Annotated in this window: 17 protein-coding genes; 7 read left to right on the top strand and 10 right to left on the bottom strand. The window is 52.7% G+C overall.

Going from position 1 to position 21,048, the window contains the following annotated elements:
* Positions 1 to 79 precede the first annotated feature (79 nt).
* Positions 80 to 718 carry a Pycsar system effector family protein gene (locus J2I47_RS25430; RefSeq protein WP_207367441.1) on the top strand — a complete coding sequence of 213 codons (639 nt, stop codon included), beginning with the start codon at positions 80 to 82 and terminating at the stop codon, positions 716 to 718.
* Between the two features lie 8 nt (positions 719 to 726).
* Here the strand turns inward: J2I47_RS25430 and J2I47_RS25425 are convergent, their stop codons facing one another.
* Positions 727 to 1,860 carry a hypothetical protein gene (locus tag J2I47_RS25425; RefSeq protein WP_310587746.1) on the bottom strand — a complete coding sequence of 378 codons (1,134 nt, stop codon included), beginning with the start codon at positions 1,858 to 1,860 and terminating at the stop codon, positions 727 to 729.
* A 319-nt stretch (positions 1,861 to 2,179) separates the two neighbouring features.
* Entirely contained in the window at positions 2,180 to 2,734 is a 555-nt protein-coding gene (locus J2I47_RS25420) for an RNA polymerase sigma factor (protein ID WP_207367440.1), read from the bottom strand.
* 236 nt (positions 2,735 to 2,970) lie between these two features.
* Here J2I47_RS25420 and coaE point away from each other — a divergent pair, with 236 nt between their 5' ends.
* From coaE to J2I47_RS25405, 3 genes are read left to right on the top strand one after another with little or no spacing between them, the layout of a single operon-like run.
* Positions 2,971 to 3,558, top strand: coding sequence for a dephospho-CoA kinase (gene coaE / locus J2I47_RS25415; protein ID WP_207367439.1), 588 nt, complete (start codon positions 2,971 to 2,973; stop codon positions 3,556 to 3,558).
* Between the two features lie 37 nt (positions 3,559 to 3,595).
* Positions 3,596 to 4,963 (top strand): TrpB-like pyridoxal phosphate-dependent enzyme, encoded by a 1,368-nt coding sequence (locus tag J2I47_RS25410; protein WP_207367438.1) that lies wholly within the window; start codon positions 3,596 to 3,598, stop codon positions 4,961 to 4,963.
* 26 nt (positions 4,964 to 4,989) lie between these two features.
* The gene (locus J2I47_RS25405; protein ID WP_207367437.1) at positions 4,990 to 5,736 is read left to right on the top strand and encodes an SDR family NAD(P)-dependent oxidoreductase; all 747 of its coding nucleotides are present in this window, start codon (positions 4,990 to 4,992) and stop codon (positions 5,734 to 5,736) included.
* A 90-nt stretch (positions 5,737 to 5,826) separates the two neighbouring features.
* On the opposite strand, the gene J2I47_RS25400 is transcribed toward J2I47_RS25405, so the two are convergent.
* The 6 genes from J2I47_RS25400 to J2I47_RS25375 form a co-directional block, all read right to left on the bottom strand.
* A complete protein-coding gene (locus tag J2I47_RS25400; protein WP_207367436.1) occupies positions 5,827 to 6,534 on the bottom strand; it encodes an endonuclease III domain-containing protein in 708 nt (235 codons plus the stop codon).
* A 253-nt stretch (positions 6,535 to 6,787) separates the two neighbouring features.
* Positions 6,788 to 7,489, bottom strand: a complete 702-nt coding sequence (locus J2I47_RS25395; protein ID WP_207367435.1) for an SIR2 family NAD-dependent protein deacylase — start codon at positions 7,487 to 7,489, stop codon at positions 6,788 to 6,790.
* 31 nt (positions 7,490 to 7,520) lie between these two features.
* Positions 7,521 to 8,030, bottom strand: a complete 510-nt coding sequence (locus J2I47_RS25390) for a GreA/GreB family elongation factor (protein WP_207367434.1) — start codon at positions 8,028 to 8,030, stop codon at positions 7,521 to 7,523.
* Between the two features lie 90 nt (positions 8,031 to 8,120).
* Positions 8,121 to 10,712, bottom strand: coding sequence for a type I DNA topoisomerase (gene topA, locus J2I47_RS25385; protein ID WP_207367433.1), 2,592 nt, complete (start codon positions 10,710 to 10,712; stop codon positions 8,121 to 8,123).
* A 392-nt stretch (positions 10,713 to 11,104) separates the two neighbouring features.
* Complete coding sequence (locus tag J2I47_RS25380; RefSeq protein WP_207367432.1) at positions 11,105 to 11,815, bottom strand: hypothetical protein; 711 nt, start codon at positions 11,813 to 11,815, stop codon at positions 11,105 to 11,107.
* Between the two features lie 96 nt (positions 11,816 to 11,911).
* Complete coding sequence (locus J2I47_RS25375; RefSeq protein ID WP_207367431.1) at positions 11,912 to 13,618, bottom strand: sodium:solute symporter family protein; 1,707 nt, start codon at positions 13,616 to 13,618, stop codon at positions 11,912 to 11,914.
* 250 nt (positions 13,619 to 13,868) lie between these two features.
* On the opposite strand from J2I47_RS25375, the gene J2I47_RS25370 reads away from it, so the two are divergent.
* Together J2I47_RS25370 and J2I47_RS25365 are read left to right on the top strand one after the other, a co-directional pair.
* Entirely contained in the window at positions 13,869 to 14,627 is a 759-nt protein-coding gene (locus J2I47_RS25370) for a class I SAM-dependent methyltransferase (RefSeq protein ID WP_207367430.1), read from the top strand.
* Positions 14,628 to 14,660: 33 nt separating this feature from the next.
* Complete coding sequence (locus J2I47_RS25365; RefSeq protein WP_207367429.1) at positions 14,661 to 15,440, top strand: glucose 1-dehydrogenase; 780 nt, start codon at positions 14,661 to 14,663, stop codon at positions 15,438 to 15,440.
* 77 nt (positions 15,441 to 15,517) lie between these two features.
* On the opposite strand, the gene J2I47_RS25360 is transcribed toward J2I47_RS25365, so the two are convergent.
* Together J2I47_RS25360 and selD are read right to left on the bottom strand one after the other, a co-directional pair.
* Entirely contained in the window at positions 15,518 to 16,309 is a 792-nt protein-coding gene (locus tag J2I47_RS25360; RefSeq protein ID WP_207367428.1) for an alpha/beta fold hydrolase, read from the bottom strand.
* A gap of 4 nt (positions 16,310 to 16,313) precedes the next feature.
* Positions 16,314 to 17,363 carry a selenide, water dikinase SelD gene (gene selD, locus J2I47_RS25355; RefSeq protein WP_374759931.1) on the bottom strand — a complete coding sequence of 350 codons (1,050 nt, stop codon included), beginning with the start codon at positions 17,361 to 17,363 and terminating at the stop codon, positions 16,314 to 16,316.
* A gap of 240 nt (positions 17,364 to 17,603) precedes the next feature.
* Here selD and J2I47_RS25350 point away from each other — a divergent pair, with 240 nt between their 5' ends.
* Positions 17,604 to 21,035 carry a TonB-dependent receptor gene (locus tag J2I47_RS25350; RefSeq protein ID WP_229374939.1) on the top strand — a complete coding sequence of 1,144 codons (3,432 nt, stop codon included), beginning with the start codon at positions 17,604 to 17,606 and terminating at the stop codon, positions 21,033 to 21,035.
* The last annotated feature ends 13 nt before the right edge of the window (positions 21,036 to 21,048 follow it).

Genomic DNA, 21,048 nt, shown 5'->3' with positions numbered 1-21,048 from the left:
CTAAGCGCTTCCCTGTTGATTGTTCCCTGTTGAACTGATAGCTTCGTGACACAATCCCGTACAACCCTGACGCCCTGCCATGACTGACCAAGCCAACTTGCCTGACGAACCAACGGCTCACCTGCCCGATGACATTCGGACGGAGACTACTTCGGTAGAGAAAAAGGCAAAAAAAGAAAAGAAGAAAAAGAAAAAGGCCAGCAAGGGCGTCGAAACGATGTTTCGCACCACGCTGGCTAACCACCTGCGTCTGAGCGAGATGGCCGATCAGAAAGCCAATCTTATGATTTCGATCAACACCATCCTGATTTCGATCACTATTTCATCGTTTCTGCGACCAATGTCGGGCATGGAAGGGCTGCTGATTCCCGAAATTTTGCTGCTGATCGTGAGCCTCATAACAGTGGTCATTTCCATCTTCGCCACCAAGCCTAGTTTCTCCCTGCGAAAGAACGTGGAGCCCCGCGTTAGCCCCCCCATCGACCTGCTTTTTTTCGGCGACTATACCCAACTTTCAGCGGCTCAGTACCGCGAACAACTACGCCTGCTGATTGCCAACGAAGAAGGGCTGTACAACAGCATGATCGACAACATCTATGCGCAGGGGTTGGTGTTGAGCAAAAAATACCGGTTGCTTACCGTGGCCTACAACTTCTTTATGGTTGGCTTTTCGGTGGTAGTCATCAGCAGTCTCATTATGCTCGTAGCCCGGCGGTAGCTGGCTTGTCAGTTGTTCATACCGCGAATCTGAACACTCCGGTCGAGGTCGCTGAGGAAAGCAGCCCTGGCTTTTTCGGGGTTGTCAATCGTCTTGTAAAAACCATCCAGGTAGTAGACCGTCTCCTTAACGTAATTGCTGCTGAGGCGCTTATCCTGTTGAATAAGCGCATAAAATGCAGGCTTCAGGGCGCGAAAACGCGCAAACACCTGGTTTAGAACGGCCATTGGGTAAGCCGGCCCCCGATACAACCGGTCGCGCACGGTTTCGATGTTCAGCTGCTCGGCGGGTTTGGCGTAGCGGGCATTGACCAGGCCCGAATGGTCGAAATCGTAGGGAATGGCCAGGGGGCGGGGCCGGGTAGAGTCAACTACCATCTTGATGTTGTGCCGATACACCACCGACCAGTCGGTGTTGCCGATCATGTATTCAAACACCGCCAGCGTGGCCATGTTGAGGGTATCGGTGTAGGCGGCTTTGAGCCGGTTTTTATAGACCGTCACGTGGTTCCGCTTCGATACGTCGTCTTCATCTTCCAGCAGAATGCCCCAATGCGTTTCTGGCTTGCGCTTCCCCGCCGAGTCGAGGTAGGTGACCTGCGCCAGCCTGGCTTTAAAGCTCAGATCCGTCAACTGGTTGTAGAGCTTGTAGACCAGGTATTCGCGCACAACGTACTCATCGTCACGGCAATGAGTGACCAGCTTCAGCTTATTCTGTTTGGCAAAAACGGTACCCTTGACCACTTTCTTAGGAAAATCGAGGTATAGCGGCGGAAACAGGCAGTTGGCGGCGTCGCGCCGAAAGTTACCCCGCACAACCAGATCAACCGGTAAAGTTACGGCCGTGTCGGCGGCATACATCAGGCGGGCCGGGTGGCGAACAACAGCGGCTTTGGGGGCGGGTTTTGTTCGGTCGCGCACCACGCGCTGCATCTGCGACGAGAGCGTAAACGAGAGTGGTTCGTCGGTGGCAAACAGCGGTCTGGGCTCAGACGTGTGGCTACCCGACTGCTTTTTCTTTTTGCCGTTCCCCTCTATACGCGCCGTGGTATCGGTCTGGGCGAAGGCAGCAGATACGTTGATACTATACCCGACAATAAGCAGGACAGCAAGCCAGCGGTGGGAGAGAGCTAAGCAAAGCACGGCAGATCAGTTAAGTGATGGACGGCTAAATGTAAGTAGCGGCAGCAACAAAACATGAACTGTTTACTCACCGCAGGGTGGTAAAGGCCAGTGTTCAGCAATTAATGTAGACGGAGGTAATGGTTGCTCTTGGAAGGTGGGTGAAGAGCGTGGTAGCCGGCAGCCTGAGAAGAAACGAACGGATAGTCAATCAGATGATTATACGGGCGTTTGCTGAACCGAATGAAGGAGGGGTAGCTACCGGGCCAGATTTATGAAGGAGGCTTGCACCGAGATGGGTACACAACATAAATCGCAGCCGGGGAAGATAACCTGTTACTTAAAATTCGAGACGGTACGTGTATTGAGTTCTGAGTTTATCGCGGGTGCGTTTCAATCGCATCTTCACGGCACTGTCTTTCAAATTGTACTGTTTGGCAATCTCTTTAATGTCGAGGTCGTCCTCGTACTTCAGGCGGAGTAAAGTTACTTCATCAGTCGAAATGGTTTGAATGGCCAGTTGTAGTGTCTGAAGTTGTTCTTCGTGGTGATCGGTGTCTCCTTCATCAGCAATATTGTGGGCCATGTCTTCGTCAATCGTTACGGTGTTTAGCCGGTGATTTAACCGAATTTGATCCATACAGTAGTTGTATGAGATCGAATACAACCAGGTAGAGAAAGAGGAACGTTCTTTAAAACCATTGAGGTTGGCGTGGACACGTAAGAAAATGTCCTGCGTGTAATCTTCGGCTTTCGCGGTGCACTTTGTCAGTGAATAACATCGTCTATAGACTTTATTCACGTACCGATGGTAGATCGTCTCGAAGTACTCATTCTGTCGAGTACTGAGAAAGAGGCGAATCAGTTCTTCGTCTCTTAATTGAGGGGCTGTCATAGGAGCATCTTTTATGGGTCATTATGGGGTAGGGTGAATGCAATGGTTTTGCAACGCACAAATTAAGTCCATTCCTGTTATAGTAACCTAGTATGAACTTAGGATTAGGTGTTTTTAATCGGTAGCCGATTAACTGCGACAATTCTAACAAGTATAGTTCTGTCTGTCGATATGCTAACCTAAAATATAGTAAGCGGCTGTTCAATGAAGAATATGGATACGTTAAGCGGTCAGATATGAAAAAAATTGGGGTTACCGGTGGCATAGGGTCTGGTAAGAGCACGGTTTGTCGGGTATTCAAGGCAATGGGTGTGCCCGTATACGAAGCCGATGAACGGGCTAAGTGGCTTACCAACCATGACCCCCTGCTTCGGGCCGACATTATGCGGCTTCTGGGACCGATGGCCTATGACGCCAGCGGGCAATACAACCGGGCGTTTGTAGCCGCCCAGGTGTTTACCAATCCCACCCTGCTCACCCAACTGAATGCCCTTATTCATCCCCGCGTGCAGGCCGACACCCTGCGTTGGGCGGCAGCGTATGCAGAGCTACCCTACGTGATTAAAGAAGCCGCCCTGATGAACGCCGCCGGACAGGGCAACGACCTCGACGCGGTGGTGGTGGTGATGGCCCCCCTCGACCTGCGCATCCGGCGGATTCAGCACCGTGACCCTCAGCGTACAGAGGCCGAAATAAATGCTATCATCAGTCGGCAGATAAGCGACGAAGCCCGGCAGCAACTGGCCGACGAACTGCTCATTAATGACGAAACCCGGCTACTCATTCCGCAGATAATCCGGCTGGATAGGGCTTTTCGGGATTAACCCCTATTTTGGGGCTCATTCATCCCTACACTAACTCATGCAAAAGAAATTTATCCTTGCCGAAACCGACATTCCGGAGCAGTGGTACAACATTGTGGCCGACATGCCCAACAAGCCACTGCCGCCACTTCACCCCGGTACCCACCAGCCCATTGGTCCTGAGATGCTCATGCCGCTCTTTCCAATGGAGCTTATTAAGCAGGAAGTGACCACCGACCGCTGGGTGGGGATCCCCGACGAGGTGCGGGAGATTTATAAGGTGTGGCGTCCTACGCCGCTGTTTCGGGCAACGGGCCTGGAAAAAGCCCTCGATACCCCCGCCAAAATCTATTACAAGTATGAAGGTGTCAGCCCGGCTGGTTCGCACAAGCCCAATACCGCCGTGCCTCAGGCTTTTTATAACAAGCAGGAAGGAGTGAAGCGCATTACCACCGAAACGGGGGCGGGTCAGTGGGGTAGTGCCCTCAGCTTTGCCTGCAGCCTCTTTGGCATGGCGTGCGACGTGTATATGGTGCGGGCCAGCTATGACGGCAAGCCCTACCGGAAAATGATGATGCACACCTGGGGGGCCAACGTGTATGCCTCCCCCTCGGAGCGGACCGACGCAGGCAAACAGATTTTGGCGCAGGACCCCAAATCGCCGGGTAGTCTGGGTATTGCCATCTCCGAAGCTGTAGAGATGGCCCTTCAGGACGAGCAGACAAAATATGCCCTGGGGAGCGTGCTTAACCACGTGCTGATGCACCAGACCGTTATTGGCCTCGAAGCCATCAAGCAGCTGGAACAGGCCGGTGATTTCCCCGATATTGTGGTGGCCCCTTTTGGGGGTGGGTCTAACTTCGCGGGTATATCGTTTCCGTTTTTGCGCTATAACCTTGCCGAGGGCAAACAGATCCGGTGCATTGCTGCCGAGCCAGCCTCCTGCCCCAAGCTCACACGCGGCGTGTTCCGCTATGACCTCGGCGATACCATTGGCATGACGCCGCTGATACCCATGTATACGCTGGGGCATAATTTCATTCCGGCGCCCATTCATGCAGGGGGGCTGCGTTACCACGGCGCGGGGGCCATTGTCAGCCAGCTTCTGCACGACGGGCTGATCGAGGCGCAGTCGCACAATCAGTTATCATGCTTTGAGGCGGGTATACTGTTTGCCAAAACGGAGGGCATTATTCCTGCTCCCGAAGCCAACCACGCCATTGCCACAGTGATCCGCGAGGCACAACAGGCCAAAGAAGAAGGTACCCCCAAAACAATCCTGTTTAACCTCTGTGGTCATGGCCATTTCGACATGAGCGCCTACGAACAATACCTGTCTGGTAAGCTGGTGGATCATGAGGTGACGCAGGAAGAAATTCTGGCTTCGCTCGCTGAACTAGACACACCACTAATTGATGCACAATGAACCGCAGCGGCGGTTCATTCAAAACTATGATTGCACTCATCACCGGCGCTTCGTCGGGCATTGGCTGGGCTACAGCCGAAGCATTCGCTAACCTACAGTACCGCCTCATTCTCTGCGGACGCAGGCAGGATAAACTCGATGAACTGGCAGGGCAACTTTCTGCCCAAACCGAGGTAATAACTCTGGCGTTCGATGTGCGTGATTTCGCCGCCGTTACGGCCGCTATTGAGTCCTTGCCCAAGGCATGGCGGGCTGTTGATATCCTGGTAAATAATGCCGGCAACGCGCATGGCCTGTCAGCCATTCAGGATGGTGACGTAGCCGATTGGGACGCCATGATCGACGGTAACGTGCAGGGCGTGCTGTACGTATCGAAAGCCGTCATTCCAGGTATGGTGGCCCGGCAGCGGGGGCATATCGTGAATATCAGCAGCATTGCCGGTAAGCAGACTTACGCCAACGGAGCGGTGTACTGCGCCAGCAAAGCCGCCGTGGAAGCCCTCAGTACCGGCATGCGGCTGGACCTGACGCAACACGGCATCAAAGTGACCAATATTGCTCCTGGAGCCGTAGAAACGGGCTTTTCGTCTGTTCGCTTCAAAGGCGACACCGACCGTGCTGCCCAGGTGTATGCTGGTTTCGATCCCCTACAGGCCACCGACATTGCCGATACCATTGTTTATGCCGTAACGGCCCCGGCCCACGTCACCATCGCCGACATCACGATCCTGGCTGCTACCCAGGCCGCTGCAACCACTATTTACAGGAAATGAGTGAGTAGTAAGTGACGAGCGGTGAGTGATGAGTTTTGCATTCGCCGGAGCCGTTAGGCTGGGTAAAGCAAGCTCATCACTCACCGCTCGTCACTTACCATTCCTCTTCGGTGTACTACTCAACACCATTGTTTTGCCCGATTGCAGGAAGTCACAGTGGGGGGCCAATACGCAGGCCTCACATTTGGGTGTGTACCAGGTGCAGACACGTTGCCCATGCCAGTAGAAATGCTTGTGGAAGTTGAATAATTCGGTAGCGTCGGTTGGTAAGTAACTGAGCAGCAGCGCATGGGCTTTTTCAGCGCTTACTTTCGGGCCAATCAAACCTAGTCGCTGCGTTACCCGGTGCACGTGCGTGTCGATGGGCAGCACGGGTTTGTGGAAGGAGAAAAGGAGCAGCAGCGTAGCCGTTTTCAGACCTATACCAGGCAGCTTGGTAAGCCAATCCATGGCCTCTTCGGTCGATAGGTCCTGCAAGAAATCAATGTTGGCGGCACCTCGTTCGGCGATGAGTTCGCGCAGCACATTCTGGATGTAGGGCGCTTTCACCTCCGGGTAGTTGGCCGTGTGGATAGCGGCAATCAGGTCGGGCAGGGGCGCATCGCGTACGGCCTCCCAGGTAGGGAAGCGTTCGCGCATGGTGCGGTAGGCCGTTACTTCGTTGGCGTGGGTGGTCCGGTGCGAGAGAATTGTGCCGATCAGTTCGTGCATGGGGTCTACCCGGCCATAGATGGCCTGTACGCCGTAGTGTTCATTTAGAAGGTGGTGGGCTAGTTGGGTCTTCTCCGCAGATGTCATAGACAGAAGAACGCGGAAGAGACAGATCTAAGCGAATTTTTCTGCTTTAGCGGGACGTGTGGCCAGTATGAGTTGAGGAACTTGGTGTGGTAGTTTGCTGTCGCGCGGCCCTTCGACAAGCTCAGGGTGACAGGGAAATAAGAAACTAGCCTACCTTGATTCAACTTCTCTGTCACCCTGAGCTTGTCGAAGGGCCGCGCGACAGCAAACTAACACACCGATCCTAGGCTGGCAACCCATTATCCACTTAAAATCAGGCTGTCTCTGCAATCAGCTTATCGGCCAACTGGGTCATGCCAATGCTGGCGGGTTCGCCAATGAGCGTGAGGTTGGGCCGTTTTTTCACCTCGGGCAGGTTGGGGTCCACCACGTAGATGGGTACTGTTTCGGGAATGAAATCGACCAGGCCGGCAGCGGGGTATACCACCAGCGAGGTGCCTACGACAATAAAAATATCGGCGGTCAGCGCCACGTCGATGGCCTCTTCCATCATGGGCACGGCCTCACCGAACCAGACAATGTGCGGGCGCAGTTGCGAGCCTTTTTCACAACGGTCGCCGATTTTGATTTCCCAACCTTCAATGTCATACACCAGCGATTCATCTACTGAACTCCGCGACTTTGACAACTCGCCGTGCAGGTGCATTACGTGGCTGGAACCGGCCTTCTCGTGCAGGCCATCCACGTTCTGGGTAATGATCGTGACGTCGTAATAGTCTTCCAGTTTTGCCAGAGCATAATGGCCCGCGTTTGGTTGCACTTCCAGCGCCTGTTTCCGGCGCTGGTTGTAGAAATCAAGCACCAGTTCACGGTTTTTGCGCCAGCCATCGGGTGTGGCTACGTCTTCGATCCGGTAATTTTCCCAAAGGCCATTCGAGTCCCGGAAGGTGGCGATGCCGCTTTCAGCGCTGATGCCCGCCCCCGATAGTACCACAATTTTCTTGCGCTGTTTCATAAGTATCAAGATACAAAAAATAAGCCTCTCCCTAAAATCCGTAATCAATGGCCGCAATCGTATAGGTTTCCTCACCTTTCATCGTGCGCAACGCTACTGAATCGCCAATGCGCTTTCCTTGCATGGCGCGGGCAATGGGGGCGGTGAAGGCCACGCGTCCATGGCTGGCGTCGGCCTCGTCAACCCCCACAATGGTGAGCGTGCGGTCGGGGCCTTTTTTGGGTTGTAGCGTAACGGTGGCCCCAAACCGGACTTCGGTATGGGGTTGGGTGGCAGGGTCAACTACACTGGCCGAGGCTATACGCTGGTTGAGTGCGCCAACACGCCCGTTGATCAGCGCTAGTTGACGGGTTCGTTCGGTCTCGTCGGGAGCGGTGTGCTGCACAGACACGCGCTCGGTTTCCAGCTCGGCCAGTTCCTGCCGGAGCAGTGCCAGACCGCGTGGGGTCACGTAGTTGCTAGTCCCCGGTGGTAGCGGTGCCCGCGCCGGAATAACGACGGGGGCATCGGCGGTTTCGTTCTTTAAAAAAGCGCTGCTCATGAGAAAACGTGGACTGGGTCGATACCTATAAACGACTGATGCCATCACGCTTAGTGATGGCATCAGTAAACTCTAACCGGATCTATTCGCTTACTTTTTCTTTGCCACGGCCTTTTTAGCAGGCGCTTTAACGGCGGCTTTTGCTGGTGCCTTGGTAGCAGCTGCTTTCTTGGCAGGAGCCTTCTTAGCGGGTGCGGCGGCTTCGTCCCCACCAGCCAATTCCAAACACTTTTCCAGCGTCAGCTCGGCGGGGTCGATGTCTTTAGGCAGGCGCACATTGCGTTTGCCCACGGCCAGATAGGGGCCATACATGCCGTTAACTACTTTAATTTCAGGACGCTCCGGAAATTCTTTGATGTATTTGTTGGCCTCAGCGTTGCGCTTTTGCTGGATTAGTTCAACGGCCCGCTCCAGCGTAAGCCCCGTTAGCTGCTCACCTTTACCCAGCGAAATATATTTGTCTTCGTACTTCACGTAGGGGCCAAAACGGCCTTTACCCGTGGTGACGGGCTTGCCCTCAAACTCACCCAGCGCATCGCCCGACGATTCGTTGCGTTTCTGCTGAATCAACTCAATAGCCCGTTCGGCGGTGATCGTATACGGGTCGTCCTCTTTGGTCAGCGACACATACTTGCCGTCGTGCTTCACGTAGGGACCAAACTTACCAATGCCGATGGTCATGGCGTTGTCTTCAAAGAAACCCACTTCACGCGGTAGGGCAAACAGGCTCAGCGCGTCCTCAACGGAAATTGTCTCGATCAACTGCCCGTCGCGGAGGTTGGCATAGATAGGCTTTTCGTCGTCGGTCGATTCACCGATCTGAACGTAGGCCCCGTATTTACCCAATCGCGCCGATATTTTCTTGCCCGACTTAGGGTCAATGCCCAGTTCGCGGGCACCGGTTTTAAACGATACTACACTCGACCCCTGAATCTCTTCGATGTTCTTGTGAAAATCGCCGTAGAAGTCGCCCAGCATCTTTTGCCAGTTTACTTTACCGTCGGCAATTTCGTCAAACTCTTTCTCGACATTGGCCGTGAACTTGAAATCCACAATGTCGGGGAAGTATTCAACCAGGAAGTCGTTGACCACAATACCCGTGTTGGTGGGAAACAGCTTGGCCTTTTCTGAGCCGAAGTTTTCCTTGCCGCTTGTCTCCGTGATCTGTTCGCGTTGCAGGGTGTACTCCTGGAATTTGCGCTCGGTGCCGGGCTTATCCTGTTTCACCACGTACCCCCGGTTGATAATCGTCGAGATCGTAGGCGCGTAGGTCGACGGGCGGCCAATGCCCATTTCTTCCAGTTTCTTCACCAGCGAGGCTTCGGCGTAGCGTGGCTGTGGACGCGTAAACTTCTCGGTGGCTTTCATCACGCTCAGATCCAGCTCCTGACCAACCGTCAGCGGGGGCAGCATACCCTTGGCATCTTCATCGTCTTCGTCATCTTTCGATTCGAGGTACACTTTCAGGAACCCGTCGAACTTAATGACCTCACCCTGCGCAATCAGTTCGTTTGGAAACCGTTCGTCGCGGCCACCGGTGCTTTTGATATCGATTGAAACGGTAGTCCGTTCCAGTTGAGCATCGGCCATTTGCGAGGCGATGGCCCGTTTCCAGATCAGTTCATACAGCCGTTTCTGGTCGCGATCACCTCCGGCAGCACGGTCGTTGAAATTGGTGGGACGGATGGCTTCGTGGGCTTCCTGCGCCGACTCGTTTTTGTTCTTGAAGTGCCGGGTCTGTACGTAGTTCTTGCCAAACTCGGTCGAAATTTCGGCCACGGCTTTGTCGACGGCTTCCCGCGAGAGGTTCAGCGAGTCGGTCCGCATGTACGAAATCTTACCGGCCTCATACAGGTTTTGGGCGATGCGCATGGTACGGTCTACCGAGTAGCCCAGCTTGCGCGATGCTTCCTGTTGCAGCGTAGAGGTTGTGAAAGGCGGCGCCGGTGATTTCTTGGCGGGTTTCACCTCCAGATTCTTGATCGTAAACGTTGCGCCGATGCAGTGCTCCAGAAAGGCGCGGGCGTCGGTGGGGGTGGCAAAGTTTTTAGCCAGTTCGGCGTTCAGCATCTTACTGCCATCAACCAAAAACTGCGCTGTTACTTTAAAGCTCGACTTCGCGTTGTGCTTATCGATCTCCCGTTCGCGCTCCACCACCAAACGTAACGCTACCGACTGTACGCGACCCGCCGACAGGCTTTGGCCGCCTTTAATTTTGCGCCACAGCACCGGCGAGAGTTCATAACCCACCAGCCGGTCCAGCACCCGCCGGGCCTGCTGCGCGTTGACGAGGTCAACGTCAATCGTGCGCGGCGACTGAATGGCATTCAGGATAGCCGACTTGGTGATTTCGCGAAAAACAATGCGGTTGGTATTGTCACGCAGACCCAGGGCTTCTTTCAAATGCCACGAAATTGCTTCTCCTTCGCGGTCATCGTCCGTTGCCAGCCACACTACTTCAGCGGCTTTAGCCAGTGACTTGAGTTCACTTACCAGCTTTTTCTTGTCGGGCGAAACTTCGTATGAGGGCAGAAAGCCATTGGATACGTCAACCGCCAACCCGTCTTTGGGCAGGTCGCGGACGTGGCCAAAACTAGACCGTACCGTGAAGTCACGGCCAAGGTAGCCTTCAATTGTTTTCGCCTTTGCCGGCGATTCCACAATGACTAAGTTCTTCGACATAAAGTGTCTTTAAGTTGATGATGTTGATCCTGTCTATACGTACAAGCATGAACTGGCGATTGGCCAAAAACCGGGCCGAACGTAAAACTGGGCACCAAACGAAGACCGCCAAATATAGCCGCAAACGCAGGATATAGCGCAAGGAGCGCCGCCCACAAAAAGCAGCAGTAGGTATAGAGGAGATTTGATTAGATAACACTGTTAACCAGCATATTGTTCGCTGTAGATAGACTCTGTTATATTAATAAAGCGCTATAAATCAGAAAGTTATAAAAATAATCATTTTCAAGAGGGTCAAGACCATTAGCCAGAAAACAAGGCTCGAAAAATGCCTGAATTTGGCTGGATATACCCGGAAATACCCGCTGTACTACACACTTTATATAAATTATTTACCGTCTTGCGTACTGTTTGTAGCGCTGTAAAACTGCAAACGTCAGGTCATATTCGGTGGCCTGAAGCACAAAGTCGTCGTTGAAATTGCAGTAGTCGCGGAAGCTCTCAACGGTCTCACCCTGGAGGTCGGTGGCCCGTTGCGTAATCAGTTCAACGCGGTAGTTGGCCAGCATGCGTTTCCGGTGTTGCTGACTAATCATGACGGCTTTTCGATGCGCCCGTGCCTGTTTGCTGAATAGCTCATACAAGAGCGTAACAGGCGACTGCGCCAGCGAAAAAATTTCTTCGCCCGACAGTCCTTTGCGGGCTTCGGGTTCGCTCAGAATCTGCGCCAGTTCTTTTCTGATTTCGGCGTCGCGCTTGGCCCGGACAGTGAGCACCGGCAGGTTGACTACGTCGTCAGACAGCTGCCGCTTCATCAGCAACTGTGGTTCTTTGGTCACGCCGTCCCATTTCAACCCCACTCGTCCGTGGCTCGGGCTAATCACAATTACCGAGTCGCCGGGTTTTACGTCGAGGTAAAAAGCGCCCAGCGCGTTGGTTCGGCCCATGGCCTGTGTACGCGGATTAATAACCGTAGCGTTGTTAACCCCCTTTTTTGTCTCCTGGTCAAATACGTTGCCGATAATGAAGCGCGGCACCTGGGCAAGGGCGCTTAGTGAACCGGCAACAAAAAGAAAAAAGATAACAAAGCCGCTACGAAACACAGAAGTAGGAGGGAAGTTGATGGGTCAATAACGGGAGTTATCGGCGTCTGGTGCTGCCGTTTAGCAAAATTTAACAACCGTACTGTCCATGCCCGTTTACTCGTCTGCCACCCGAACCGGACGCAGATTGAGCTGGAGGGTGGTAAAAAGCCAGGCTAGTGCCACTACCAGCAAACAGCCCACTACGTTGAACCAGAGGAACGCCATGAGATCGAAATAGTAACAGACGAACACCACCGCTTCGGCCACTACGGCTGCCCAGAACGTGGCCCGGCCCCCAATGGACCTGACGTAGAAGGCAACGCAGAAAATGCCGAGGATGACCCCGTAGAACAAGGAGCCGAGGATGTTGACCGTTTCAATAAGGCTGCTGCCGATGCGGTTGGTGAACTGGGCCACAACCACGCAGAAGATACCCCACCCAATGGTCGACCAGCGCGATACCACCACCTCGTTGTGGGTACTGCCGGGCCAGACACGGCGGTATATATCAACTACAGTAGTGGATGCCAGCGAACTGTAAGCAGCCGCGATAGACCCCATCGAGGAGATAAAGATCATGGCGATCAGCAGGCCGATAAGGCCGTGGGGCAGGTAGTCGAGGATAAAGCGCAGGAACACATAGTTTACATCATTCTTGTCGGCCGCCGGGTTGTTGCGTTTCACCAAGTCCGACACCGCCGCATGCGTCTTCGCCAGGGCCTCATCGGCTTTGTCCAGCTGATCGCCGGCCGCTGCCGCCGCCGCGTCATTGTTTTGTGCAGTCGCCCGTTGCAGGTTGAGTACAGCGGCGCGGCGTTGGGCAGAAAGGCCCTGATGCTGCCGATTGAGGACCTGAAACTCGCCCGCCAGCGGTCCCGCGTTCAGCCGTTCTACTTCCTGCTTGTTGAAAAACACCGGCGATTCATGAAACTGGTAAAAAACAAACACCAGCACGCCCACCAGCAGGATCAGAAACTGCATCGGCACCTTCAACAACCCGTTCATCAGCAGGCCTATCCGACTCTGTTTAATGGTCTCGCCCGTGAGATAACGCCCTACCTGCGACTGGTCGGTACCGAAATACGACAGTTGCAGAAAAAAGCCTCCGATCAGCCCCGACCAGAGGTTGTAGCGACTTTTCACGTCGAAAGTCGTGTCGATCAGGTTCAGTCGTCCGGCTTTTCCGGCCACGCGCAGGGCATCGGTAAAACCCATATCGGTGGGCAGTTTATGAACGGTCAGGAACCCGGCAATAAACATGGCTACCGTTACAATCAGCATCTGGGTGAGGTGTGTGTAGGAGATAGCTTTGGTACCGCCCGATACCGAATAGAACAGTACAATACCGCCCATGATGAGGTTGGTCCAATAGATATTCCAGCCTAAAATGGTAGAGAGGATGATAGACGGCGCGTAAATCGACACACCTGTGGATAATGCTCGCTGCAGGAGAAACAGCCCGGCCGTGAGTGACCGTACGCGCCCGTCGAAGCGGTTTTCGAGGAACTCGTAAGCAGTGTAGACCCGCAGTCGGTGAAAAATGGGGACGAACGTAATGGAAAGAACTACCATGGCCAGCGGCAGGCCGAAATAAAACTGCACAAACCGCATGCCGTCGGAAAACCCCTGCCCCGGTGCCGACAGAAACGTAATGGCGCTGGCTTGTGTGGCCATCACCGACATACCAACGTGGTACCACGGCAATGACTGGCCCGCCAGCGTGTAGTCATCGAAGGATTGTTTGCCCCGGCTTTTGTAGAGGCCATATAATACCAACAGGGCGATGGTTCCACCTAAAATCCACCAGTCGAGACTGCTCATGCAAACCAGTGCATTAAGCCGTAAAAAAAGGCGATTTCCAGGAGTAGCGCCCCTAGTACCACCGCGTAGGCGCGGGGCCAGGAGCCAAACAAAGGTGTGTCGGTAGGTGAGTGCATGGGCATAAGGAACGGGGGTAAATGTACGCACGAACAATGGAAGTGGATGACCAAATACTAGCTCATTATAGTGTAAAATCAGGGCTTAGGGCTACTTTTGCGCCAACGCCGATCTTTTTCAAGACGAGTTTTGCATGGATTTAGCCTATTACCAAGACTACTATAAATTGGAGCGAACCCATTGGTGGTTTGTCATCCGGGGGCAGCTTATTCAGCGACTGACCAAATTGTATGCCGCAAAAACGCACCCACTCCGTATTTTAAACGTAGGGGTGGCCACGGGGCGTACAACCGAGCTGCTAAGTACGCTGGGCGATGTTACTTCGGTGGAATATGAGCCTTCGTGCTGTACGTTTCTTCGCGAGGAACTGTCGATGCAGGTAACACAAGGGTCCGTAACTGAACTGCCTTACCAGGATAACTCATATGATGTGGTTTGTGCCTTCGACGTGATCGAACACGTTGAAGATCACCAGACTGCTGTTATGGAACTTCAGCGCGTGTGTAGTCCTAAAGGTCTGGTTTTTGTAACGGTGCCCGCCCATATGTTACTCTGGAGCCACCACGACGTAGTCAATCAGCACTTCCGGCGCTACACCCGTCTCGAACTAACCAGCCTCTTTGACCAAAAAGCGGGCGAAGTGGTATATTCGTCTTATTTCAACGCCCTGTTGGCCGGGCCGGTGCTACTACTACGGTGGTTAACACGACTGATACCAAAACACTGGATTCGGAGCAAAGCTGGGTCTGACTTCACTATCCTGGCCGACGATAATTTGCTCAACAAGCTTTTCTACAAAATTCTCGCCGCCGAGGTAAAACTGATGCCCCGCCTGTCACTGCCAACAGGTACGTCGGCGTTTTGCCTTTGGCAAAAAGAAGATGTTCGCTGAGCGTGCCCCTGCCTAAATAAACCAATAATTTATATGTCTGCTGCTCAAGCTGAGAAAGCTGTTTTTGATTTAACCGATAAAGTTGCCATCATTACCGGCGCCAGCAAAGGCATTGGTGAAGACATTGCCCGGCTCTATGCCCGGTTTGGGGCTAAAGTCATTATCAGCAGTCGCAAGCAGGAGGCCTGCGACGCCCTGGCCGCCCAGATCAAAGCGGATGGGGGCGAAGCCACCGGTATTGCCGCCCATGTGGGCGATATGGACCAACTGGCCCAATTAGTGGAAAAGACCGTTGCCACTTATGGCGGGGTCGATATTCTGGTAAACAACGCCGCCTCGAATCCCGTCTTTGGCCCGTCACTGGAGGCTGATGGCGGGGCGTTCGATAAGATCATGCAGGCCAACGTGAAAGCCCCGTTTGAGCTGAGTAAGCTGGTGTACCCCAGTATGAAAGCGCGGGGCGGTGGCAGCATCATCATGATCAGCAGCATTGCCGGCCACACCCCTGACCCCGGTCTGGGCCTCTACAGCGTGAGCAAAGCAGCCATGAATATGCTCACCAAAGTGCTGGCCAAAGAGTGGGGTCCCGATGGCATCCGGGTGAACGCGATCTGCCCTGGCCTTATTAAAACCAAGTTCAGTCAGGCCCTCTGGCAGGACGACAAAACGCTGGCACATTTTACCAAACGCCTGCCCATTGCCCGCATGGGTACCACCGACGAGATCAGTCCGATGGCCCTGATGCTGGCCTCTTCTGCGTCGTCCTATACCACCGGCAGCTTTTTCTACGCCGACGGGGGAACGGTGATTTAATGTACAATGAATAATGTACAATGACTTCGCGCTCTAATTGTTTGATTGCGAAGCCATTGTACATTATTCATTGTACATTATGCATTGTACATTAAAAAATCCCGCAGTGCTTCTACAAATTCAACGGGTTTTTCGGCCTGCACCCAATGGCTCGCACCCGCAATGGTGACGAGTTTGGCGTGGGGAAACAGGCGCAGGATGCCCGGCCAGTCGCTGTCGAGGATGTAGGGTGATTGCTCTCCCCGCACAAATAAGGTAGGCTCCGGTACGGGCTGCATATCGGTTAGCTCGTCGCCGATACCGTGAATTTCGCGGGCGATAACGGGCAGGTTTAGCCGCCAATTGAAGGCCGTTGTTCCGTCGGAGGTGGTTTCGCGGTAGAGATTTTTAAGCAAAAACTGCCGCACCGACGGTATTGGCTCATATTGTTTCAGCAACTCGTCGGCTTCGTTGCGGGTTTTCAGACCACGAAGATCAATAGCGGCCAGACCGCGCAGGATGTCGGCATGGTGAACGGGATAAAATTTCGGCGCAATGTCTACTACCACCAGTTTGGAGAACGTACCTGGGTAGGTCATGGCATACTGCATCACGGTTTTACCCCCCATCGAGTGCCCCACCAGAACAGGTTGCCGTAAACCCAGATCAAGGATTAGCTCGTGCAGGTCGGCGGCCATGTCGGGATACGAATGATCGTCACTCCGGGGCGATTGGCCATGGTTGCGCTGATCAACCATGATGACGCGGTAACCTAGCGCAGCAATTGATTTACTGATAGTCAGCCAGTTGTCTGACGAACCAAACAAGCCATGGAGAATAAGCATGGGCGGGGCGCTCAAGTCACCCACTTCACGGAAGAATAATTTCATCTCGTTAATTCACATACACCACTTTCTCTCGTTTCGCCACCATTTCGCCGAAGGAGTGAAGGGAAAATCCGTTTTCGGTAGCTACGCGTTCGAATTCATCGCTGCTGTTTGGGTCGACGGCGATCAACAAACCGCCTGATGTTTGAGGGTCGGCCAGAATGAACCGCTGCTCGTCGGGGAGGTCGGCAATTTTATGACCGTAGCTGTCGAGGTTGCGGATGGTGCCACCGGGAATGCTTTTCTGCGCCAGATACCCCGCAACGGCATCGAGCTTCGGCACATCGTCGAATACAATGTCGGCACTGAGCCCGCTGCCCTCGGCCATCTCGACCAGGTGACCCAGCAGGCCAAATCCCGTTACGTCGGTAAGCGCTTTCACGTAGGGAAGCTGCCCCAAAACAGCCCCAAATGAGTTTAGCTGGGCCATTTGGCGTGGTGCCAGATCGGCATGTTCAGGCAGAAGGATACCTTTTTTCTGCGCTGTTGTCAGGATGCCCACACCAATAGGTTTGGTCAGGTACAGGCGGCAGCCTTCGGTAGCGGTGTTGTTTTGTTTCAGATCGCTGATACGAACCCGGCCCGTTACGGCCAAACCAAACACGGGTTCGGGGCAGTCGATACTGTGCCCACCCGCCAGCGGGATACCTGCTTCGGCGCAGATGGCCCGGCTTCCCGCAATGACCTGCCCGGCAACGTCGGGCGACAGCTTGTCGATGGGCCAACCCAAAATAGCGATAGCCATAAGAGGCTGACCGCCCATCGCATACACGTCGCTGATGGCGTTGGCCGAAGCGATACGCCCAAAATCGAAAGCATCATCAACGATAGGCATAAAAAAGTCGGTGGTGCTGATGATGGCCTCGCCGTTGCCGATATCCATCACGGCGGCATCGTCGCGACTGTCGTTGCCAACCAGAAGTGTAGCAAACGATTGGGCAGGCGAGGCTGGTCCGGCGGTTTGGGCGTGCAGGATTTGATCGAGCACTTTCGGAGAAATTTTACAACCGCAACCCGCACCGTGGCTGTATTGCGTCAGCTTAATTGAATCCTGAATTGTCATAGGGCAAAAGTAGCCTGTTTAAGTAGGGATAACGCGTTGGAAATGGATTCCGTTGGCTTAACAAATAGATAACAAAGTGAAGTGTACTTAAAACAGGTGGAATAGGACGATTTATAAGAAATTAACCGTAGGCTAAGTTATTCATAGCATTTTTCAGTGATAGGTCACTTGGTGGTCACAGAAACTTGTCAGACCTTTGCGGCTCAAACCTTCACCAGGTCCAACTGTGCGGACATGACAGCATTAACAATCAAACCAAACACTTCTATGTTTAAAAAGCTACTGCGCTTCCGGGCGGCTTTCATGCTGCTCGGCAGTATGCTACTGGCCGTACTGGGCTACGGGCAGGGTGTCACCACCTCATCAATTAATGGGGTTGTCACCGACGACAAAGGCCAGCCGCTACCTGGTGCAACGATTGTTGCCGTCCATGAGCCTTCGGGTACTCGTTATGGTATAACAACAAACGCGGCGGGGCGGTACACGTTTCCGGCAGTACGGATTGGTGGTCCCTATAACATCACCGTGTCTTTTGTAGGCTACCAAGACGAAAAGCGGCAATTACTGTCGGCTGACTTAGGTGTGCCCGTTTCCTTAAATATTCAACTAGCTGAGGTTGGTAAGCAACTATCAGAAGTTGTAGTGACAGCTCGCGGTTCAATTATTGATTCAGACCGTTCGGGTGCATCAACAAACTTTAAGAAAGAGAGCTTTGAGCGTTTGCCTACCTTGAACCGTAGCTTCCAGGATTTTTCGGTATTAACACCACAGGCTGGTCCGGGCTTCTCGTTTGGTGGTCGGTCTAACTTGTATAACAATTTCTCAATTGACGGTGCTACTTCAAACAACGTATTTGGTCTGAGTGCCTTGCCTGGTGGACAGTCGAATGCTCAGCCCGTCAGTGTTGATGCTATTCAGGAAATCAGTGTACAGTTATCACCGTATGACGTAAGTCAGGGTGCTTTTACTGGTGCAGGTGTAAATGCAGTGACACGTAGTGGTACTAACAGGTTGCAAGGTTCTGCTTACTACTACACGAAAAATGACGCACTCGCGGGTAAGAAGATTGCTGGTACAGAATTGCCTGAGTTACAACGCCCTTCGTTTACTTATGCCAACTATGGTGCTCGTCTTGGTGGAGCAATCATCAAAAACAAACTGTTTTTCTTTGGCAACTTCGAACGGGAAGAAGCTACGTCACCCGCCGTACTATATCCATATGGGCAGAAGACAGGTACTACTGTCAACCAGCCCGGTTCTGTACTAGCCAACGGTAATGTGAACCCTGAAACGGATTTAGAACGTCTTCGCACGTTCCTAATCACGCCAGGTAATGGTAAAAGCTGGACGTATGACCCAGGTTCATACAACAATTTCAACGTACCCCAGCAAAGCACAAAGTTCCTAGCTAAGATTGACTGGAACATCAACGATAATAACAAACTGACAATCCGTTATAACCAACTGAACGCATTTCGTGATGTCAATCCTAGTGGCTCTGGTGGGTTTGCATCAGGCCCTACAGGCGGGCGTGCCAATAGCGTAAACACACTCCCGTTCTCGAATTCCTATTACCGGATTCTGAACAATCTATATAGCGTGTTTGGTGAATTGAATTCGTCGTTTGGCAATGGTAAGTTTGCCAATAACCTACAGTTGGGTTACAATTCGTTCCGTGATACCCGTCAGCAGGGTGGTGGTGGTGCCGTAACACCTTTCCCAACGGTTGACATCTTAGGACCTAACGGCCAGAACTTGACTTCGTTTGGTCCTGATCCGTTCACAGTCAATAACCGCCTCGACCAAGACGTTATTCAGGTTAATGATAAGTTTGACGCTTTCCTTGGCGCGCATACATTTACGCTGGGTACGGCCAACGAATTTTACAAGTTCTACAACGTTTTTACGCAGGTTGTATACGGTACATACCAGTACAACAGTATTAGCGATTTCATCAACAACGCTACGGCCCCGTCTGCTGCTAACGCCCCAACGCGTTTCTATCAACAGTACTCTGCTCTTGCTGGTAATCCAGCTCCTGCTGCTGATTTTAAAGCGTCGCAATTAGGTTTCTACGTTCAGGATAATTACACAGGCGTCAAGAATCTGCGTGTAACGGCTGGTCTGCGGGTCGATTTGCCTATCTACAACGAAGCGGCTAGTGGTTTATTCCGTAATGCAGCTGTCGAAGCCCAGACGTTTGCAAATGGCGAAAAACTGTATGTTGACAAATTGCCGGTAACGACGCCGTTGTACTCTCCCCGCATTGGTTTTAACTGGGATGTGCTTGGCAACAAATCATTGCAGGTCCGCGGTGGTGCTGGTGTGTTCACTGGTCGAGTGCCCTTCGTTTGGATCTCAAATCAGTTGAGCAATAACGGCGTGTTCTTTAACACAATCACCTCAGGTCCAACTACCGCATCGAATCCGGTGTCTCTCACCACGGGTCAGCCTAATCCGTTGAATAATGTTAACACGCCGTTCAACCCTGACGTAAACGCCTATGTGCCTAAGACAACTTCGGCAGCCTCAACATATGCCATAAATGTAACAGCACCTAACTTCAAGTTTCCTCAGGTCTTCCGTACCAACATTGGCATTGACAAAACATTGCCTGGTGGTTTTGTAGCAACAGGTGAATTGATTTATACAAAGGATATCAACGCTGTTTACATTCGTGATGCGAATCTTGCTGCGCCAGTAGGTACCCTAGCTGGTGACGGTCGCCCCCTTTATGGCACTAACACGCTGATCAATACCACTGGTGCCACGCAAGCTCTGGTGCAGGACAACACAGACAAAGGATATGCCTTTAGCCTAACAGGACAGATTCAGAAAACGTCAGGCCGTTTAAATGGCTCATTGGCCTATACGTTTACAGACTCGAAGGATTTGAACTCGCAAAGTGGGTCCACGGCTGGTGGCCTGTTTACGGGTAATCCATACGTGACCGATATTAACTCGCCGGTGCTAGGCTATGCCAGCAACTGGTTCCCACACCGTGTGGTTGGTTATGTTAGCTATCGTCTTGACTACGCCAAATTCTTTGCTACTACCTTCTCATTAATTTACGAAGGTCGTAATGGTGGTAATTTTTCATATACGTATGGTGGCGCACCAAATGGTTACACTGGCGCATCGAATACTAATCTGCTATATGTACCCCGCAACCAAAGTGAAATCCTTCTGACCACCACTAACGCAACGGATACTCGTACGACACAACAGATTTGGGATCAACTCAATGCTTACATTGAGCAAGACTCTTATTTGAAAAATCGTCGCGGTAAATATGCTGAGCGTGGTGCTGCGCTTACGCCTTGGGTTGACTTCCTAAACTTGCGCGTATTGCAGGACTTCAAAGTGCGTACTGGCAACAGCAACAATTCTGTGCAAGTATCTCTTGAGATGTTCAACTTGTTGAACTTCTTGAATTCTGATTGGGGGGTGGTCAAATCTGCTGCGCGGACTAGCTTACTTGGTTTCTCTGGCTACGAAACGCCTAATACAGCCACGGGTACTACAGGCCGACCTATCTATACGTTTGCCACTAACGCCGACGGTTCGCCCCTGACAAGTTCATATGTAAACAGCCAGGGCGTATTTAATGGTGTAACGACTTCCCGTTGGCAGTTGCAGCTGGGTCTGCGCTACATCTTCAACTAACAGACCAAAACGA

It is taken from the genome of Fibrella rubiginis, from assembly GCF_017353185.1.
Classification (GTDB): domain Bacteria; phylum Bacteroidota; class Bacteroidia; order Cytophagales; family Spirosomataceae; genus Fibrella; species Fibrella rubiginis.
Note: the sequence above shows the minus strand (reverse complement) of the source record. Positions and strands in the feature narration are given on the sequence as shown.

What these genes read in the sequence shown, in the direction of transcription:
- J2I47_RS25430 (WP_207367441.1), top strand. Translation starts at nt 80, where the DNA reads ATGACTGACCAAGCCAACTTGCCTGACGAACCAACGGCTCACCTGCCC.
- J2I47_RS25420 (WP_207367440.1), bottom strand. Translation starts at nt 2,734, where the DNA reads ATGACAGCCCCTCAATTAAGAGACGAAGAACTGATTCGCCTCTTTCTC.
- coaE (WP_207367439.1), top strand. Translation starts at nt 2,971, where the DNA reads ATGAAAAAAATTGGGGTTACCGGTGGCATAGGGTCTGGTAAGAGCACG.
- J2I47_RS25410 (WP_207367438.1), top strand. Translation starts at nt 3,596, where the DNA reads ATGCAAAAGAAATTTATCCTTGCCGAAACCGACATTCCGGAGCAGTGG.
- J2I47_RS25405 (WP_207367437.1), top strand. Translation starts at nt 4,990, where the DNA reads ATGATTGCACTCATCACCGGCGCTTCGTCGGGCATTGGCTGGGCTACA.
- J2I47_RS25400 (WP_207367436.1), bottom strand. Translation starts at nt 6,534, where the DNA reads ATGACATCTGCGGAGAAGACCCAACTAGCCCACCACCTTCTAAATGAA.
- J2I47_RS25395 (WP_207367435.1), bottom strand. Translation starts at nt 7,489, where the DNA reads ATGAAACAGCGCAAGAAAATTGTGGTACTATCGGGGGCGGGCATCAGC.
- J2I47_RS25390 (WP_207367434.1), bottom strand. Translation starts at nt 8,030, where the DNA reads ATGAGCAGCGCTTTTTTAAAGAACGAAACCGCCGATGCCCCCGTCGTT.
- topA (WP_207367433.1), bottom strand. Translation starts at nt 10,712, where the DNA reads ATGTCGAAGAACTTAGTCATTGTGGAATCGCCGGCAAAGGCGAAAACA.
- J2I47_RS25375 (WP_207367431.1), bottom strand. Translation starts at nt 13,618, where the DNA reads ATGAGCAGTCTCGACTGGTGGATTTTAGGTGGAACCATCGCCCTGTTG.
- J2I47_RS25370 (WP_207367430.1), top strand. Translation starts at nt 13,869, where the DNA reads ATGGATTTAGCCTATTACCAAGACTACTATAAATTGGAGCGAACCCAT.
- J2I47_RS25365 (WP_207367429.1), top strand. Translation starts at nt 14,661, where the DNA reads ATGTCTGCTGCTCAAGCTGAGAAAGCTGTTTTTGATTTAACCGATAAA.
- J2I47_RS25360 (WP_207367428.1), bottom strand. Translation starts at nt 16,309, where the DNA reads ATGAAATTATTCTTCCGTGAAGTGGGTGACTTGAGCGCCCCGCCCATG.
- J2I47_RS25350 (WP_229374939.1), top strand. Translation starts at nt 17,604, where the DNA reads ATGACAGCATTAACAATCAAACCAAACACTTCTATGTTTAAAAAGCTA.